Below are 15800 nucleotides of genomic sequence, written 5' to 3'. Positions count from 1 at the left end.
CCTTTTTATACCTTCCTTTTTTAATATTAATGTGATATCATAATGATAACAAAGAGATATTGAAAAGGAGTGGAGTTTGATGAAAGAGAAGGATATTTTTAAGTTAAACGGATTTGTTGGAGTGTTTATTGTTTTACTTCTGTTAGCTGCAATGGCTTATTTTTTCATAAGCTTTACCGGCAGTCTTGTCATTTCTGATCTCATCATTGCGATTGTTGTTGCTCTCCTATTACTGATTGTATTAACTGGATTCACCATCATTCAGCCAAATCAAGCAAAGGTATTTACTCTGTTTGGAAATTATTTAGGTGTGATTAAAAAAGAGGGATTTTGGTTTACCTTTCCATTTACGTCAAGAACGAATGTATCATTAAAAGTAATTAACTTTAACAGTGATAAATTGAAGGTAAATGATTTAGAAGGAAATCCAATTGAAATTGCGGCTGTCGTTGTTTACAAAGTGGTGGATACAGCAAAAGCTGTGTTCGATGTTGAGTATTATAAAGAATTTGTTCATACGCAGAGTGAAACAGGTCTTCGCCATATTGCGAGCCAGTATCCATATGATAACTTTAACAATGATTATGAAATATCGTTACGTCAGCATTCGGATGAAGTTGGCGATGAATTAACAAAGGATTTGCAGAAACGTTTGACCGTAGCCGGGGTAGAAGTACTGGAGGCGAGAATCATGCATTTGGCTTATTCCAGTGAAATTGCTTCTTCTATGCTGCAAAGACAGCAGGCAAAAGCCGTATTGGCAGCACGAAAGGTGATTGTCGACGGCGCTGTTTCTATGGTAAAATCAGCTATTGAGCAACTAAGCAGTGAACAAATTGTTGAGCTTGATGAAGAGAAAAAGGCGCAAATGGTTAATAATCTTATGGTTGCATTAGTGTCAGATAAAGGAAGCCAGCCAATCATTAATACAGGAACGATATATTAAGGTTGTGAGAACACGTGCCGGAAAAGAAAAGATTTCTGCTGCGAATTGATCCGAAAATATATGATGCACTTGAAAAATGGGCAAGTGATGATTTGAGAAGTGTGAATGCTCAAATTGAGATCCTGCTGAAAAAGGCGTTAAAGGATGCCGGGAGACTAAAGGATAATTCCTAAAAACATTTTAGGATATAAGGTAAAAGAGTAAACCTGCCGTAAATCATCGGCAGGTTTTTCTATGTGTTTCTAAAAACTATTTTCAGTATAATGAAGTGATAAATGCAATTAATTGGGAAATATTAATAATACTGTGAAATGATAAGCTGTAAATTTGGAAGAAGTATCTATAATTATATATCAAGATAATGTATTGTAAGTAGATGTTATTTGTGTAATAATTAACAATGTTATTTGCGGCTTTATCAAAAGGAAATATCTCAGTATAAATTTGTCTGAAGATTTAAATATACATTTTCTATTGCGATAGAGTCAAATTTATAGGAGGGGTATGCAATGAATAAACAAAAAATATCCATAGGGAATTTGATAGCCATTGGCTTTATGCTTTTTGCGCTATTTTTTGGTGCTGGAAATTTAATTTTTCCTCCGGCCTTAGGACAGGCAGCCGGAGATAATTTCTGGCCGGCAATTATTGGTTTCTTATTAACCGGTGTTGGTCTGCCGCTATTAGGGGTACTGGCGATTGGGTTATCAGGTCATGATCACCTGCAATCAATGGCAAACAGAATTAATCCTACATTTTCACTTGCTTTTACAGTTATTCTTTATTTATCAATTGGACCTTTCTTTGCGATTCCGCGTACTGGTACCGTTTCGTATGAAATTGCTGCTGCTCCGTTTTTGCCGGAAATGTCAGGCGGATTTAATATAGGCCTGCTGATTTATTCCATTGTCTTTTTCGTTATTGTCGGCTGGTTATCATTGAATCCAAGTAAAATTGTTGATCGTGTCGGAAAAGTCATGACACCGATCTTATTAATTTGTTTATTGATCTTATTAGCGATTACACTTATCGCTCCGCTTGATCAACCGATGAAACCGATTGGCGCTTATCTCGATAATGCCTTCTTTAAAGGGTTCCAAGAAGGATATCTAACCATGGATACACTTGCTTCATTAGTTTTTGGAATCATCGTTATTAATGCCATTAAAGGCATGGGTGTATCAAATAAGAAGGAAATTGCCATCTCAACGATTAAATCAAGCCTGATTGCATCCGGCTGTTTAGGTGCTATCTATTTAGGACTTGGTTACATGGGAGTAACGACAAACTTTGCTGCTGGGGAAACAAATAATGGTCCGGCTATTTTGACATTTGCAGCAGATACCCATTTTGGTATTTACGGTAATATCATTCTTGGCTTGGCGATTCTTTTTGCTTGTTTAACCACTGCTATCGGGCTGATTACATCATGTGCAAGCTATTTTTCAAGCTTATTTCCAAGGTTTTCTTATAAAACGTTGGCGATTGTCTTTACTGTGTTTAGTGCAGCGGTGGCAAATATTGGTTTAAATCAATTAATTACGATTTCCGTACCTGTATTAGTAGTGGTTTATCCAATCGCCATTGTCTTAATTTTTCTGACATTTGCAGAGCCACTGTTTAAAGGCCGTGTCGAAGTGTACCGCTGGAGTTTATTATTAACAGGAATTTTCAGTGTGATTGACGGGATTAATGCTGCCGGAATTCCAATAAGCGGATTAACTTCATTCCTTGGACAATATCTGCCGCTCTTTAATGCAGGTATGGGATGGCTGGTGCCAGCATTAGTTGGTGCTGTCATCGGATACATTGTTTCGCTGACAACCCGCACATCTGACGCCGCTCCATTAGAAAAAATTAATTAATGAAAAAAGGATGGCACACTGCCATCCTTTTTCGTGTCTTAAAAGACTTCCTGAAATATAAAAAAGCAAACCAACTAAGGTTTGCCTTTTTAAGATACTGATTAGATTCAATACGGAGAAGGTGGGATTCGAACCCACGCAACGGATACCCGCCCTAACGCATTTCGAGTGCGCCCCCTTGGACCACTTGGGTACTTCTCCTTTAGACTTTGGAGCGGGTGAGGGGAATCGAACCCCCGCCGTCAGCTTGGGAAGCTGGAATTCTACCATTAAACTACACCCGCAAACCTTGTGTTTGAAAAGCTGAGCTGCTTCCCGGAGGAGAGCAGTAATATTTAAGTAGATGCGGATGAAGGGACTCGAACCCATACGGTGTTTCCACCACTAGAACCTGAATCTAGCGCGTCTGCCAGTTCCGCCACATCCGCAAAATGTAAAGGAGTAATCTGACAATAAATACTATACCATATTTATAGGAGTTTTTCACTAGGAATATTTGAGAAAGCGAATAAAATATGGCCATTTTTTTTACAAAAACCCGACTGTACTATATAATTATAGTATTTAATTGCTGATAATAAATAAAAAAGGGGATCACTTGACAAAATGGTAAGACATGAGTTGTCTATGCGCGAAAAAAGTATCGTCTTCGTTGGATTTATGGGAGTTGGAAAAACGACAATAGGAAAAAAGGTAGCGAAAAAGCTTTATCGGGATTTTTTAGATATTGATGAAGAAATCGAAAAAGAGTTCGGCATGTCCACTACGAAAATTTTTGAACAATTCGGTGAAAAGGCGTTTCGTGAAAGGGAAAGAACCATGATTACGACTTTGAGTGAACAGCCGCTGCATGTGATTTCTGTTGGCGGAGGAGCGTTTATGCAGGAAGAAATCAGAGCAGCCTGCTTAGCTAATTGCATCGTATTTTATCTGGATATCTCTTGGGAAAATTGGAAGGAGAGAATTGATCTCATTATCGAAAGCCGTCCTGTTCTGCAAAACAAAAGCATGGATGAAATGAAAGAATTATTTTATAAAAGGCAGTCAGCTTATGCCCATCATCATTCAAAGGTAAAAACAGATAACTTGAATGAAGAGGAAGTGGCTGAGTACATAGTAGAGTCATTGAAAGTAACTTGGGGTTTAGATGAACCAAGATAATTGCGGTAGAAGGCGGCGAAGTGCATGAGTATTTTAACAATAAAAAATCTAACGGTTGGAGAGGGGGTTCCGAAAATCATTGTCCCTCTTGTCGGGAGTACGGATGAGAGTATTCTCCAAGAGGCAGAACTTGTAAGGGAAATGGAACCGGATGTCATTGAGTGGCGTGTTGATACATATGAGAATGTAGAGGATATACATGCGGTTAAAGAAATGACTGCTAAGTTAAGGACCGTATTTAAAGAAGAGCTGATTCTTTTCACGTTCCGCAGTCATAAAGAAGGCGGCAAGAAGGAAATTAGTGACGAATACTATACAGAGCTAAATCAAGCTGCCATCACGACGAAAAACATTGATTTAGTTGATGTAGAACTATTTAATGAAGAAAGAGTGCTGCAGGCAATTCTTGCCGCGGCGAAAGAAAATGGTGTTTATGTCATTATGTCTAATCATGATTTCTTTAAAACGCCGGCAAAAGAAGAGATTGTGGCACGGCTTCGTAAAATGCAGGAATATGGTGCAGATATCCCGAAAATGGCTGTTATGCCGCAATCTGTACATGATGTGATGACCCTTTTGGATGCAACGAATACGATGAAAACCCAATATGCTGACCGCCCGATTATCACGATGTCCATGGGGGGGACTGGTGTTATCAGCCGGCTGGCAGGTGAAGTATTTGGTTCCGCTTTTACTTTTGCGGCCGGTAAAGAGGCTTCGGCACCTGGGCAAATTCCAGTGGCGGAATTAAGAACGGTTCTTGATATTCTACATAAAAGCATGTAAATCGTTTAACTTTATTCAGCAGAGGTCCCCCACTTCTATAAGTGGCGGGATGAATGCATTAACTTAACCAGTTCAGTGAGGTTCAAACCCCGGCTGAATAAAGTTAAAGCCTCCGGCGGATGCCTCGATTTTTCAAAGGAAATTTTTCGAGCGAGCTCGACGACGGACAGGACGTCCTAGTCAGGCGAAGCCATAAGGCTTTTCTTAGAACTTTAGTTCTTAGAAAAGTCAATCGGGCTTAGCGCGACAGGATGTGGCGCTTTGAAGCGTGAAAAAAATCGGACGTAAATACGCCAAGGCGTATTTGATATGGTATAAAATTTGGAAAGGACTCGGTTGCTGGCAACGAGTCCTTTCGTTCATATATTCCACCAAGACAGGCTAATGATTTAAGTAAGGAGTAAGGGTAGAAATTGCCTGCTCCATTTTTTGGGCATTCGTTTGATACATTGTTTTTGCCTTCGCGGATTGTGTTTCCAGGGCATACAATTCAAAGTCAGCCTGGCATTTTTTCATTAATGCCATTAATAAAGGGCGAACCTGTGGTGACGGAACTTGGATTTTGTCATCATACAGGTCAACGGTTAATTCTCCGTAAGAGTTAATTTGCCCTAAAAAAACATTTTCAACTGTCACACCTAATTTGTCTAATTCCATGTGAAGCCATTTCCGGTCTTTGCTTGCGGCCGCCATAGAATCATTAATGATGGTTCCATCCATGATAACGGTTTGTGGTTCTTTTTCATTGGCAACAGGGATATTCAGGTCCTTTGGTGTTAATGGTCTGTTTTCCCTTTTTAATAAAACACTTAGATCACCGGTTTGTTCCAATAAAGCAAATTCTACATCAGCTGCGCTGAATACATTTTTCTTGCGCAGAAGGGCACTTAAATCCTCAACAGAATATTTCTCCTTTTTTAAATTATCTTCCATGATCTTGCCATCTTTAATAAAAATGGTTCCCCGGCCTTCAACTATGTCGCGGAACTTCTTGCTTTTTAAAGAAAGCATATCTACGAGTAAGGTAATAAGACTGAATATGGCAATACCAAGTATACCATGGCCGATTTTCCCGTCTAAACCCATAATGACTTCACCGGCAATGCTTCCGATTGTAATACCGGATACATATTCGAAAAAGGAGATTTCCGATATTTGTTTTTTTCCTAACATCTTGGTCAAGATGAGTAAAACGAATAGAAAAATAATTGAGCGAATGAATATCTGCGTCCATTCGGACATTGTAGCACCACCTTATGATGATTGTTTCCTTCACGTTAGGATGGTTTATACTGTGGTTCCTCCAGCTGCATTTCCATCGTACGTTTGTACAGATCCTGTTTCACTTCCTCCATCAATAGCATCATGTTATGGAAGGTCTCTTGAGCGGATGGATCCAGTGAATTGAGGGCGAGAGCTGAAAGCTGTGCTTCAATGGATTTTACTGTAGCTAAAGTTTGTTTAACATTCGAGAATATTGTCATGGCTGCATAACCTCGCTGTTGTATTGGCTAAATGATCGGCGGAGTACCCGCAGTAATAGAGTAAATAAAGATAACCGGTCAGCTTGAGCCGACCGGATTGTGTCGCTATTCCTTATACTGGGGCTCTTCTTGTTCAATTTCCTGCAGCCGCGGTTCAATATTATCAATGATCGTTTGTGTTTGTGTCGCAGCATCCTTATACAATTGTTTTGCCGATTGGTTATCAGTACCCAAACTAAATGTTTCAAAACTTGCCTGTGCGCTTTTTAAACTTGCCAATGTCGTTTTGACTTGTGTAATCACTGTCATTGTTGTTTCCTTCTTTCATTGAGAAGTATTGTACGAGAAATATTTTGTGTTATTTCCACTAAGATATGTCTGTATATTATTGGTTATTTGCCCTAGGGAACTAAAACGTTACTGCAGTATGGTTCATACTGATCTGCTGCAGACTAGAATAAAGAAAATGGTGAAACCAGCAATGGAACTCCTGTATTTCAAAAAACTTTTATTGTTTAATTTTTTGTATTATAATACCCCTACACGTAATGTTTTGCGGTAAACTATATTCAGGATGACCTTGTGTCTGCGAAGGAACGATAGTTGTCATATAAGATAAAGGAGAAGGTGGTTTAACGATGGCAGGGTATGTTTATGATAAAAAAGCATTGAATCGCTTAAAAAGGATTGAAGGACAAATGAAGGGTGTCATCAGTATGATGGAACAAGGGAAAGACTGCAGAGACATCGTCACGCAAATGTCCGCTATCAGAAATGCCATTGACCGGGCAATGGGCGTCATTGTCAGCGCCAATCTGGAGCAATGTGTCCGTGAGAATATTGAAAAAGGGGAAGAAACCGATCATTTAGTAAAGGAAGCAGTGGAGTTATTAATCAAAAGCAGATAATCCGTCCCTGTGTTTTTAATTACAGAATAGATTTTCAGGCTGTGTTTTAATAGAATAGCGGAAAAGTACATAATAGTAATAATATTGTTCAGAAGGCTTAGATAAAGTTCAATGTTGATAATAGCCTTATGTGTATGGCGTGAACGACTTTTCCTTGGTACAAACGCACAGATGGCGAACGTCGAAGTCAGCACATCCTGTGCAAGTCCATGCACATAAGGCGATATACGGATCAACAACAAGATTTAACAGCGTCTTTCAGAAAAAAGGATATGTCCTAGTTGAGGTGATTTCATGTTGGAGAAAAGAACTCCATTACAGATTAATCAGGCGGTGGAAAAAGTCACGGCTCATTTATTAGCAGGCCGAACAGAAGAGGTGTCCATTTTTGAAAGCGACGGCCGCTATTTGGGTGAAGATATTATCGCCACAAATGATGTTCCGTTATTTACTCGCTCCGGGTATGACGGCTATGCCCTTCGTTCGATTGACACGGTGCATGCTTCCTCAGAGGAACCTGTGGAATTGAGGGTATTGGAGGAAATTGGGGCAGGCATGGTCGCAGCTCATGATATTGGTCCGTTCGAGACAATCAGGATTATGACTGGAGCAAAGGTGCCAAATGGCTGTGATACCGTCATCATGCTTGAAGCCGTGAAGGAAGTGGAAAAAAACGGTGAGCGCTATATCACGATTAAGCGTGAAGTGAAGAAGGGTGACCATCTATCCTACCAAGGAGAAGAGGCGAAAAAAGGGGATGTCATGCTTAAAAAAGGGACAAAAATTAATCCCGGTGTGATGGCAGTACTAGCAACATTCGGTTATGCAAAAGTCCGTGTTGCTGTAAAGCCGCGGGTTGGAATTTTTGTCACCGGTTCCGAGCTCCTGGAGGTCGATGAACCACTTCAGGATGGGAAAATCCGCAATAGCAATGCCCATATGATCTTCGGTCAGGTGAAAAGGGTCGGAGGAGAGCCGGTTTATTTAGGGAAATTGGCGGATGAATTGGATTCCTGTATTGCGGCGGTTGCTGAAGCATTAAAGGAGTTTGATTTGCTTATTACGACCGGTGGTGTTTCTGTCGGTGATTACGATTTAATGCCGGATGTGTATAAAGCGTTAAATGGCGAGGTTTTATTTAATAAAATCGCGATGCGTCCAGGAAGTGTCACAACGGTGGCTGTACTCGACGGCAAGTTCCTCTTCGGTCTATCCGGGAATCCGTCAGCAAGCTATGTCGGTTTCGAACTATTTGTGCGGCCGGTTGTGCGAAATATGCTTTTCTGTGAAAACCTGCATTTAAAGGCAGAAACCGCGCGTTTACATGTTGATTATAAGCGCCCAAACCCAATGACTCGTTTTGTTCGCAGCAAGCTCTCCTTTGATAACGGTGAGCTGGTTGTCGAGTCCGCTGGTATGGATAAATCGAATGTCGTTACGAGCCTGGCCCATACCGATGTATTAGCTGTACTCCCAGGCGGCGAACGCGGCTTTGCGATTGGTGATAAAGTTAAAGTGCTGCTGTTGGAGGATGATGAAGGCAGTAAGTGGCCTTGGTAAGTAAGGTTTGATAGCGTGGCGGCCCCCTGTTCCGGAGTGAATGGGGGTTTTCTGCTGTCGGTGGGGATTGATAAAGCCCGTCCGCTCCAGAAAAGAAAGCCAAGGGTCACTATCAAGGGCGGATAGAGCCCGACAACTCGAGAAAAGGCAAACGACGGTCACTATTAAGGGCGGATAGAGCCCGACAACTCGAGAAAAGGCAAACGACGGTCACTATCAAGGGCGGATAGAGCCCGACAACTCGAGAAAAGGCAAACGACGGTCACTATCAAGGGCGGATAGAACCCGACAACTCGAGAAAAGGCAAACGACGGTCACTATCAAGGGCTGATAGAACCCGACAACTCGAGAAAAGGCAAACGACGGTCACTATCAAGGGCGGATAGAACCCGACAACTCGAGAAAAGGCAAACGACGGTCACTATCAAGGTTGAAAGATCCTGTCGGAAATAGAAAACTAAAGCCTTTTTTATTTCATAGTGACTATTAATTTTTACCTATCTACAAAATAAGAAAGTCTAGCATGATCAATATGATTAAAATTCTTCATTAATATCCTTCGTATTGTTTTATTAGACTCAATCACACCACACCATTCGTATATGATATTAGTTGTAATCTTCCTCTCTGGAAAAAGCAACTGAAACTGTTTTACATTTCTGATAACAGCATCATCAACAACTTCTATTTGACCACATTTTTGACAAATTAACTTGTTTCTAATTGTAGACAACACCATAAATGAATCGCAACTACCACATGTAAGTCCTTTCTTTAATAATTCATATTTATAACTTGGATATCGTGCATACTTTGCTTCATCTAACTGCCTAGTCATTAACTGGTCTACCAATTTAGAATGCATTTCATTTAATTTGGATGGACTTGTTTCGATATTTTTCATATAACGTTGAATTTGACCGGGAAAAATGATGGGTAAATCAAGAGCAGCATGATACAAAGTGAAATGAGGGTTAATAAAAATGAGGTTTGCTTCGACAGGCAGATTCACATGAATGTCCTGTAGCAAGCGGCGAAACAAGGATTCACAACGGGTTAACTGCAACAAAGGATCCTTTATTTCTTTTTCTGAGGATTTTCGATGCCACTTCCCTTCTATAATATAAAAATCATCCTCAAAATATTTAACATCAAAAAGATAAATAGTTTTTTGTGAAATTAGCAATGTGTCAATTTGAAACACATTCCCACTATATTCGAGCAACAAGTCATTAATAATAAAACATTCACATGATAGATTTTTCAGCCAATCTGTTTCAAATATTTTTTCTCCCTTATATCCCTTGTTAAGAGAAAAGAGCCGATGCTTTTCTTTATCAGGTAACTCCATTCTTTCGTTTAAACTTCGCAAAATCTTCAATTCCAGCGGTTCAAAACAATGCTGAATAATCATATTCCACAACCTTTCGAATATTCATTTGGGTATTGAAAATGAGAGAGAAAAAGATGTTGTTGAAAGGGAACATCAGAAGAACTAAGCGGGGAGAAAACGCCTACTTTAATTTTATGAAAAAAGGCCTAATGTAGCAAGATTATAGGACTATTAAATTTCAATTTTCTATTTCTCCACAGGAATATTCAAATTGTCACCCATGTGCAGATGTCAGTCCTGAACAAGCACTGTCAGTTGAACATCAGATTTCAAGAAACAAGAGTACTTATTATTCTGTTTATGAAAAGGTATGCCGCTCTGGCAAGAAACGATTTCAAATCATAAGAATACATGATGAACAGTGTTTTATATGCAAAAAGCGCGGCATTTTTAGAAAATAAAACACATTAAACCACCTCTACATCCAGCATTGCAGGATATTGCCGAACAGTGTATAATTTTGAATAAAGTATGAGGATTATAAAAAAAGCAGAAGGAAGGAAATTGGATGCTTTCGAATATTGGAGTTCCAGGGTTAATTTTAATTTTAGTCCTTGCCCTGATTATTTTTGGACCTAAAAAGCTTCCGGAACTTGGCAGAGCTGTTGGTCAAACTTTTAGAGAATTTAAAAATTCTACAAAAGGCTTAATTGACGATGAAGATGACGACAATGAAAAGGCAAAAAAGACTAAAACTGTAGATATAACGAAGTCAAATTAATGTAAAAATAAATATAAGGATAAGCCCATTTCTAATAAGCTGGAATGGGTTTTTTTAATAGAATGAAGAACATCGTGGGTAGAAAAGACAGTAGAATCAATTCAATCAAACCCTACGGAAGGGGTGTACTCAAATGAAATCCGATCATAAGATAACCATTTATTGGTCGCTGCTGATTCATCATCCGTGGAGGATGCATGTAGCCGCTACAGAAAAAGGAATGTGCTTTGTCGGTTCTTTAAACGAGCCTTTTGAGGAAGTCGTTCAATGGGCAGAAAAGAACTATCCAGGCAGTCCACTGATAGAAGATGCAGAACTTTTGCAGCCTTATGTGGAACAATTAACAGAGTATCTGGAAGGGAAACGGACTCATTTTACCATTCCTACTGATTTCAAAGGGACGGAGTTTCAGGTTGCGGTCTGGGAGGCATTATGCCGGATTCCCTATGGCGAGACAAGGTCATATTCCGATATTGCCAGACACATCAAAAGACATGCAGCCGTCCGCGCTGTAGGGGCGGCTATTGGAAAAAATCCCGTCATGATCATAGTGCCATGCCACCGGGTCATTGGGAAAAATGGTTCTTTGACCGGCTTTCGCGGCGGTTTGGACATGAAAAAGCAATTACTTGAATTGGAAAGCCGCCCGTTAAATGATAAAGAAGAATGAACAAGTTCCCAAATACGGGACTAGCACAAATCGACGAGCCGATTAGAGAGCACCTATTTGCACCAACGGAATCAGCCGGCTGCTCAGCACAAGCAAAAAAAGGGAACAGTGTCTGCTCCCCTTCTTTATGATGCAATTTTAATAGCTCTGCCAAATGGAACCTTCGGCAGAAATTCATCTGGCACTAACCAGAACATTTCGAAATTAACACTGTCCATTTCTTCATAGATATAACCGGTTACATCGGTGATGTAAAATAAAGTATCTATTTTCTCCTGTTCTGCCCATTCCAGAACTAATGTATAGGAGGCTTTTCCGTGTGTAAAATATTTAATTGTGTCTGCTTTGACCGGGGCAATACTTCTGATTTTATAGTCGGCCTGAATCAGTGTAGTATCAGGTTTTAAGGTTTCAAAGAGTTTAACAATGTTATTAATCAGGTCAGTCGGTACGTCATTGGTCGAGGTATCAATTGCGAGGGCAACTTTTTTATCTTGGCGTTCTTGAATCATCGAAAGAATCCTTTTCTGCCATCTCAAATAAATCATCTCCCTATTCATATGTAAGCAGCAGTTCTTATTTTGCTGTATCAAAAGAAAAATATGTTCATTTTATTGAAATTATCTGTGCATACTGTCCCTGATAAAAGATACGTGGATATCAGGGCGAAAAAATAGAGAGGAGATGGACTCCGTCTCTATTTTCCGTCTTGAATGTTATTCTAGTTGGTGTCAATCATTATGATAGCCGGGTACTGTAGTCTTCATAACCAAATTGCCTGATAACTTTGATTCCTTCCGCGTCATTATACGCTGCAATGGAAGGCAGATTGACCCCATTAAACATATGATTTTTCACCATTGTATAGTGGGCCATATCCGTGAAAACAAGCTTGTCTCCAGGCTTTAACGGCTCCTGGACAGAATAGTCGCCGATTACATCTCCAGCCAGGCAGGTCATGCCGCCCAAACGGTACGTATAAGCAAACTCGTTAGGCATTCCTGCACCGATGATTTGCGGTCTGTATGGCATTTCCAGTACGTCAGGCATATGACATGTTGCAGACGTATCCAAAATGGCAATTGGCATTCCGTTATCGACAATATCGAGGACCGTCGTGACAAGGTAACCTGTGTTTAAGGCAATGGCTTCACCAGGTTCCAAATAAATGTCAACAGAATATTTTTCTTTTAAAAATAAAATGGTCCGGACAAGGGTCTCGATATCATAATCAGGTCTTGTGATATGATGTCCCCCGCCTAAATTCAGCCATTTCATTCCTTTCATGTATTTGCCGAACTTCTCATCAAACACTTTCGCTGTACGCTCTAAAGTATCTGAATTCTGTTCGCACATCGTATGAAAATGCAGACCGTCAATACCATCAAGTTCATCCGGCTTGAAATTAGCTAAAGTAACCCCCAGCCTTGAGCCCGTATAGCAAGGGTCATAGATCGGAGTCTCTATCTCAGAGTATTCAGGATTGACGCGTATGCCGCATTCAATTTTTTTCTCTAGACTCTTAACCTTGTCTTTGAATTTTTTCCATTGTGGAAAAGAGTTAAAGACAATATGGTCGGCATAGTTGAGAATCTCATCGATTTCTCCGTCAGAATAGGCTGGTGCATAAACGTGAACCTCTTTGCCCATTTCTTCATAGCCAAGACGGGCTTCGAAGAGTGAACTGGATGTCACGCCTTTTAAATATTTCCCGATTAAAGGATATTCATAGTGCATCGCAAAGCCTTTTTGCGCTAAAAGAATTTTGGCTCCTGTCCGTTCTTGGACGGAATTCAAAATTTCAAGATTTTTCGTAAGAAGTCTTTCATCCACCACATAGCAAGGGGATGGAAGTGCGTGAAAATCAATTTGCTTCATTATTTATCCCTCAATCCAGCGGTGTCGGCGCGAAGCTTTCGTGCCAAGGCAATCCATTTTTATTTAGTTCTTCCATAAATGGATCTGGATCGAACTCTTCAACATTATAAACACCAGGTTTTTGCCAGATTCCTTTCATAACGAGCATCGCACCAATCATCGCAGGTACCCCTGTTGTATAGGAAACTGCCTGTGAACCGACTTCGCGGTAGCATTCTTGGTGATCACAAATATTATAAACATAATAGGTTTGCGGTTTTCCATCTTTCACACCATTAATGATACAGCCAATATTGGTTTTTCCTTTTGTTCTTGGTCCTAATGATGCGGGATCAGGAAGCAGTGCTTTTAAGAATTGAAGCGGAATAATTTCCTTTCCTTCAAAAACAATTGGTTCGATGGAAGTCATCCCCACGTTTTCAAGCACTTTTAAGTGAGTTAAATATCTCTCTGAAAAAGACATCCAGAATCTGATTTGCTTAACGCCTGGAATATTTTTTGATAAAGATTCCAATTCCTCATGATACATTAAGTAAATATCAGTTGGTCCAATTTCAGGCAGATCGTATACCTTTTTCACGGATAGAGGCGGAGTTTCCACCCAATCGCCATCTTTAAAATAACGGCCGTTTGCCGTTACTTCACGGATATTAATTTCCGGATTGAAGTTTGTTGCAAATGGATATCCGTGGTCACCGGCGTTGACATCGACGATATCAATGGTATGAATTTCGTCAAAATAATGTTTTTGTGCATACGCAGAGAATACACTTGTTACACCTGGGTCAAAGCCGCTGCCAAGCAGCGCCGTTAAGCCAGCTTCTTCAAATTTTTCTTTATAGGCCCATTGCCATTTATATTCAAATTTTGCTGTATCAGGCGGCTCGTAGTTTGCTGTATCCACATAGTGTACACCTGTAGCAAGGCAAGCATCCATAATGGTTAGATCTTGATAAGGAAGTGCAACATTTATGACAACATCAGGCTTAAAGCTGTTAATAAGTTCAATGACTTCTTCAGTTTTGTCGGCATCAACTTGAGCGGTTTGAATTTTCGTCTTACCACCGTCTAATTTATCCTTTAATGCATCACATTTTGACTTTGTGCGGCTAGCAATGCAAATTTCTTCAAAAACATCAGGATTTTGGCAACATTTGTGCACAACTACGCTGGCAACTCCGCCAGCACCAATGATCAATGCTTTTCCCAATTCTTTTTCAGCCTCCTGTTCAAAAATCATAGTCAATCAGGCTGATTATACAGAAAATATTTTTTACAATCAACATATATCGACACTTTCTGAGTTAATTTTTGTGAACTTTTCATTATAAAGGGATCTGATCGCAAAAAGGGGATAGACCGTATATTTTTAAGTTTTAGTGGAAAAAAGGAGGGATGTGTGTTTAAGTGGTTTATCACTTAAACACACATCTCTAGTAACTTCTATTGATTCTTTCCGGACCAAACCTGCCACCATTTTTTCTTTTTGTTTTTTGCCGCGGCAACCTCCCGATAACTGGCCAGCATGGATTGAAAGATTTCTTCCCTTTTGGCAATTTCCTCTTTTGATTCTTTTAGATTATTAATTGAATCAATTAAATAATCCTGCTGTGCATCAAAGTTTTGCGCAACATATCTTAGCTCTTCTTGAGTATCCTTAACCTTCTGTGTCACTTTTTGCAGCACAATTTTATTATTCTTTTCATTTGCTTTGGCTGATTCCTGAATTTGCCGCATCATCCGTTCATAATGCGTTTTCGAATCCTTTAGCAAACCGTCGGATACGGCTGTGAACGAAGCGGATGTTTGTTTCGAAGCCTGTGAAATTTTGTCGGAAATCTCGAGAACATCAGCCTTTCTTTTGTCATTTGCTCTTTGGATTGATTTAGAAAGCTCTTTTACTGTATGAAGGGATGAATTCATAATTTCGTTTCTGAACTCATCTACAATATCTTGTCGTGATTGAAGGATCTCGCTTTTAATTTCGTTTAATAATTCCTGTTTGAACAGATCGATTGAAAGTTGAAAATCCTCTGGATGGCTTGTTTGTATTTCATTTATATAGGGGGTCATTTCCTGGGGCGGCACCTCCATATCCAGCGGTTCATAGGATTCGAAAGAGGAATAGGACGCATAAGTCTCATCAACTTCGGCTGGTTCGCAGGAATCTTCCGAATTCTGCTGCATGTATTTTTCTAACAGGGAACGAATCATGGTCTTGCTGATATTTTGGCTGCGGAGTTCTTTGACTTTATTCAGAAGGGCAATTTCATTGTCAGTGAAAAAGCGTGCCCCTTGTTTTGAACGCGGAATAATTAGCAGACCGTCTAAATCCTTTTCCCATTGTCTGATCGTACCGGTTGGAATATTTATTTTTTTTGCTACTTCTTTAATTGAATAGGCACGTAAAATTTGGCTTTGGCTCATC

General features: G+C 39.9%; 17 protein-coding genes and 3 tRNA genes. 9 read left to right on the top strand and 11 right to left on the bottom strand.

What is annotated here, in order from left to right:
* The first annotated feature begins 79 nt into the window (after window positions 1–79).
* From HNR53_RS07770 to brnQ, 3 genes are all read left to right on the top strand, one after another.
* Complete coding sequence (locus HNR53_RS07770; RefSeq protein WP_184524590.1) at window positions 80–946, top strand: SPFH domain-containing protein; 867 nt, start codon at window positions 80–82, stop codon at window positions 944–946.
* Between the two features lie 14 nt (window positions 947–960).
* Entirely contained in the window at window positions 961–1119 is a 159-nt protein-coding gene (locus HNR53_RS07765) for a type II toxin-antitoxin system antitoxin (RefSeq protein ID WP_184524588.1), read from the top strand.
* A gap of 336 nt (window positions 1120–1455) precedes the next feature.
* Window positions 1456–2811 (top strand): branched-chain amino acid transport system II carrier protein, encoded by a 1356-nt coding sequence (brnQ, locus tag HNR53_RS07760; protein WP_184524586.1) that lies wholly within the window; start codon window positions 1456–1458, stop codon window positions 2809–2811.
* A 113-nt stretch (window positions 2812–2924) separates the two neighbouring features.
* Here the strand turns inward: brnQ and HNR53_RS07755 are convergent.
* The 3 genes from HNR53_RS07755 to HNR53_RS07745 form a co-directional block, all read right to left on the bottom strand.
* Window positions 2925–3012 (bottom strand) — tRNA-Ser (locus HNR53_RS07755).
* A gap of 9 nt (window positions 3013–3021) precedes the next feature.
* A tRNA-Gly gene (locus HNR53_RS07750) sits at window positions 3022–3095 on the bottom strand.
* Window positions 3096–3155: 60 nt separating this feature from the next.
* Window positions 3156–3239 (bottom strand) — tRNA-Leu (locus HNR53_RS07745).
* Window positions 3240–3417: 178 nt separating this feature from the next.
* On the opposite strand from HNR53_RS07745, the gene HNR53_RS07740 reads away from it, so the two are divergent.
* Window positions 3418–3972, top strand: coding sequence for a shikimate kinase (locus tag HNR53_RS07740; protein ID WP_184524583.1), 555 nt, complete (start codon window positions 3418–3420; stop codon window positions 3970–3972).
* Between the two features lie 24 nt (window positions 3973–3996).
* On the top strand, window positions 3997–4758 hold the full coding sequence (aroD, locus tag HNR53_RS07735; RefSeq protein WP_184524580.1) for a type I 3-dehydroquinate dehydratase: 762 nt from the start codon (window positions 3997–3999) through the stop codon (window positions 4756–4758).
* 381 nt (window positions 4759–5139) lie between these two features.
* On the opposite strand, the gene HNR53_RS07730 is transcribed toward aroD, so the two are convergent.
* The 3 genes from HNR53_RS07730 to HNR53_RS07720 form a co-directional block, all read right to left on the bottom strand.
* Window positions 5140–6000 (bottom strand): DUF421 domain-containing protein, encoded by an 861-nt coding sequence (locus HNR53_RS07730; protein ID WP_184524578.1) that lies wholly within the window; start codon window positions 5998–6000, stop codon window positions 5140–5142.
* A gap of 35 nt (window positions 6001–6035) precedes the next feature.
* Window positions 6036–6242 (bottom strand): DUF1657 domain-containing protein, encoded by a 207-nt coding sequence (locus HNR53_RS07725; RefSeq protein ID WP_184524576.1) that lies wholly within the window; start codon window positions 6240–6242, stop codon window positions 6036–6038.
* Between the two features lie 105 nt (window positions 6243–6347).
* Window positions 6348–6551 (bottom strand): DUF1657 domain-containing protein, encoded by a 204-nt coding sequence (locus HNR53_RS07720; RefSeq protein ID WP_184524574.1) that lies wholly within the window; start codon window positions 6549–6551, stop codon window positions 6348–6350.
* A gap of 329 nt (window positions 6552–6880) precedes the next feature.
* On the opposite strand from HNR53_RS07720, the gene HNR53_RS07715 reads away from it, so the two are divergent.
* The gene (locus HNR53_RS07715; protein ID WP_184524572.1) at window positions 6881–7150 is read left to right on the top strand and encodes a metal-sensitive transcriptional regulator; all 270 of its coding nucleotides are present in this window, start codon (window positions 6881–6883) and stop codon (window positions 7148–7150) included.
* A 294-nt stretch (window positions 7151–7444) separates the two neighbouring features.
* Entirely contained in the window at window positions 7445–8710 is a 1266-nt protein-coding gene (locus HNR53_RS07710; protein WP_184524568.1) for a molybdopterin molybdotransferase MoeA, read from the top strand.
* 493 nt (window positions 8711–9203) lie between these two features.
* On the opposite strand, the gene HNR53_RS07705 is transcribed toward HNR53_RS07710, so the two are convergent.
* Window positions 9204–10124: a nuclease-related domain-containing protein gene (locus HNR53_RS07705; RefSeq protein WP_184524566.1), complete on the bottom strand. Its 921-nt coding sequence runs from the start codon at window positions 10122–10124 to the stop codon at window positions 9204–9206.
* 487 nt (window positions 10125–10611) lie between these two features.
* Here HNR53_RS07705 and HNR53_RS07700 point away from each other — a divergent pair, with 487 nt between their 5' ends.
* Together HNR53_RS07700 and HNR53_RS07695 are read left to right on the top strand one after the other, a co-directional pair.
* A complete protein-coding gene (locus HNR53_RS07700; protein WP_184524563.1) occupies window positions 10612–10824 on the top strand; it encodes a twin-arginine translocase TatA/TatE family subunit in 213 nt (70 codons plus the stop codon).
* Between the two features lie 133 nt (window positions 10825–10957).
* Complete coding sequence (locus HNR53_RS07695; protein ID WP_184524561.1) at window positions 10958–11494, top strand: methylated-DNA--[protein]-cysteine S-methyltransferase; 537 nt, start codon at window positions 10958–10960, stop codon at window positions 11492–11494.
* A gap of 125 nt (window positions 11495–11619) precedes the next feature.
* Here HNR53_RS07695 and HNR53_RS07690 read toward each other — a convergent pair whose 3' ends face one another.
* From HNR53_RS07690 to HNR53_RS07675, 4 genes are all read right to left on the bottom strand, one after another.
* Window positions 11620–12033 (bottom strand): vWA domain-containing protein, encoded by a 414-nt coding sequence (locus HNR53_RS07690; RefSeq protein ID WP_184524558.1) that lies wholly within the window; start codon window positions 12031–12033, stop codon window positions 11620–11622.
* Window positions 12034–12232: 199 nt separating this feature from the next.
* Entirely contained in the window at window positions 12233–13372 is a 1140-nt protein-coding gene (gene nspC / locus HNR53_RS07685) for a carboxynorspermidine decarboxylase (RefSeq protein ID WP_184524556.1), read from the bottom strand.
* A gap of 10 nt (window positions 13373–13382) precedes the next feature.
* Entirely contained in the window at window positions 13383–14582 is a 1200-nt protein-coding gene (locus HNR53_RS07680; protein WP_184524554.1) for a saccharopine dehydrogenase family protein, read from the bottom strand.
* A 233-nt stretch (window positions 14583–14815) separates the two neighbouring features.
* Window positions 14816–15799, bottom strand: a complete 984-nt coding sequence (locus tag HNR53_RS07675) for a MerR family transcriptional regulator (RefSeq protein WP_184524552.1) — start codon at window positions 15797–15799, stop codon at window positions 14816–14818.
* Between the last annotated feature and the right edge of the window lies 1 nt (window position 15800).

The organism is Bacillus benzoevorans (assembly GCF_014207535.1).
Lineage (GTDB): Bacteria > Bacillota > Bacilli > Bacillales > Cytobacillaceae > Bacillus_BD > Bacillus_BD benzoevorans.
This window is presented reverse-complemented; position numbering and strand designations above follow the sequence as displayed.

Excerpts from the sequence above, each read along its gene's own strand:
- HNR53_RS07770 (WP_184524590.1), top strand. The coding sequence starts at position 80 with ATGAAAGAGAAGGATATTTTTAAGTTAAACGGATTTGTTGGAGTGTTT.
- brnQ (WP_184524586.1), top strand. The coding sequence starts at position 1,456 with ATGAATAAACAAAAAATATCCATAGGGAATTTGATAGCCATTGGCTTT.
- HNR53_RS07740 (WP_184524583.1), top strand. The coding sequence starts at position 3,418 with ATGGTAAGACATGAGTTGTCTATGCGCGAAAAAAGTATCGTCTTCGTT.
- aroD (WP_184524580.1), top strand. The coding sequence starts at position 3,997 with ATGAGTATTTTAACAATAAAAAATCTAACGGTTGGAGAGGGGGTTCCG.
- HNR53_RS07730 (WP_184524578.1), bottom strand. The coding sequence starts at position 6,000 with ATGTCCGAATGGACGCAGATATTCATTCGCTCAATTATTTTTCTATTC.
- HNR53_RS07725 (WP_184524576.1), bottom strand. The coding sequence starts at position 6,242 with ATGACAATATTCTCGAATGTTAAACAAACTTTAGCTACAGTAAAATCC.
- HNR53_RS07720 (WP_184524574.1), bottom strand. The coding sequence starts at position 6,551 with ATGACAGTGATTACACAAGTCAAAACGACATTGGCAAGTTTAAAAAGC.
- HNR53_RS07715 (WP_184524572.1), top strand. The coding sequence starts at position 6,881 with ATGGCAGGGTATGTTTATGATAAAAAAGCATTGAATCGCTTAAAAAGG.
- HNR53_RS07710 (WP_184524568.1), top strand. The coding sequence starts at position 7,445 with ATGTTGGAGAAAAGAACTCCATTACAGATTAATCAGGCGGTGGAAAAA.
- HNR53_RS07705 (WP_184524566.1), bottom strand. The coding sequence starts at position 10,124 with ATGATTATTCAGCATTGTTTTGAACCGCTGGAATTGAAGATTTTGCGA.
- HNR53_RS07700 (WP_184524563.1), top strand. The coding sequence starts at position 10,612 with ATGCTTTCGAATATTGGAGTTCCAGGGTTAATTTTAATTTTAGTCCTT.
- HNR53_RS07695 (WP_184524561.1), top strand. The coding sequence starts at position 10,958 with ATGAAATCCGATCATAAGATAACCATTTATTGGTCGCTGCTGATTCAT.
- nspC (WP_184524556.1), bottom strand. The coding sequence starts at position 13,372 with ATGAAGCAAATTGATTTTCACGCACTTCCATCCCCTTGCTATGTGGTG.
- HNR53_RS07675 (WP_184524552.1), bottom strand. The coding sequence starts at position 15,799 with ATGAGCCAAAGCCAAATTTTACGTGCCTATTCAATTAAAGAAGTAGCA.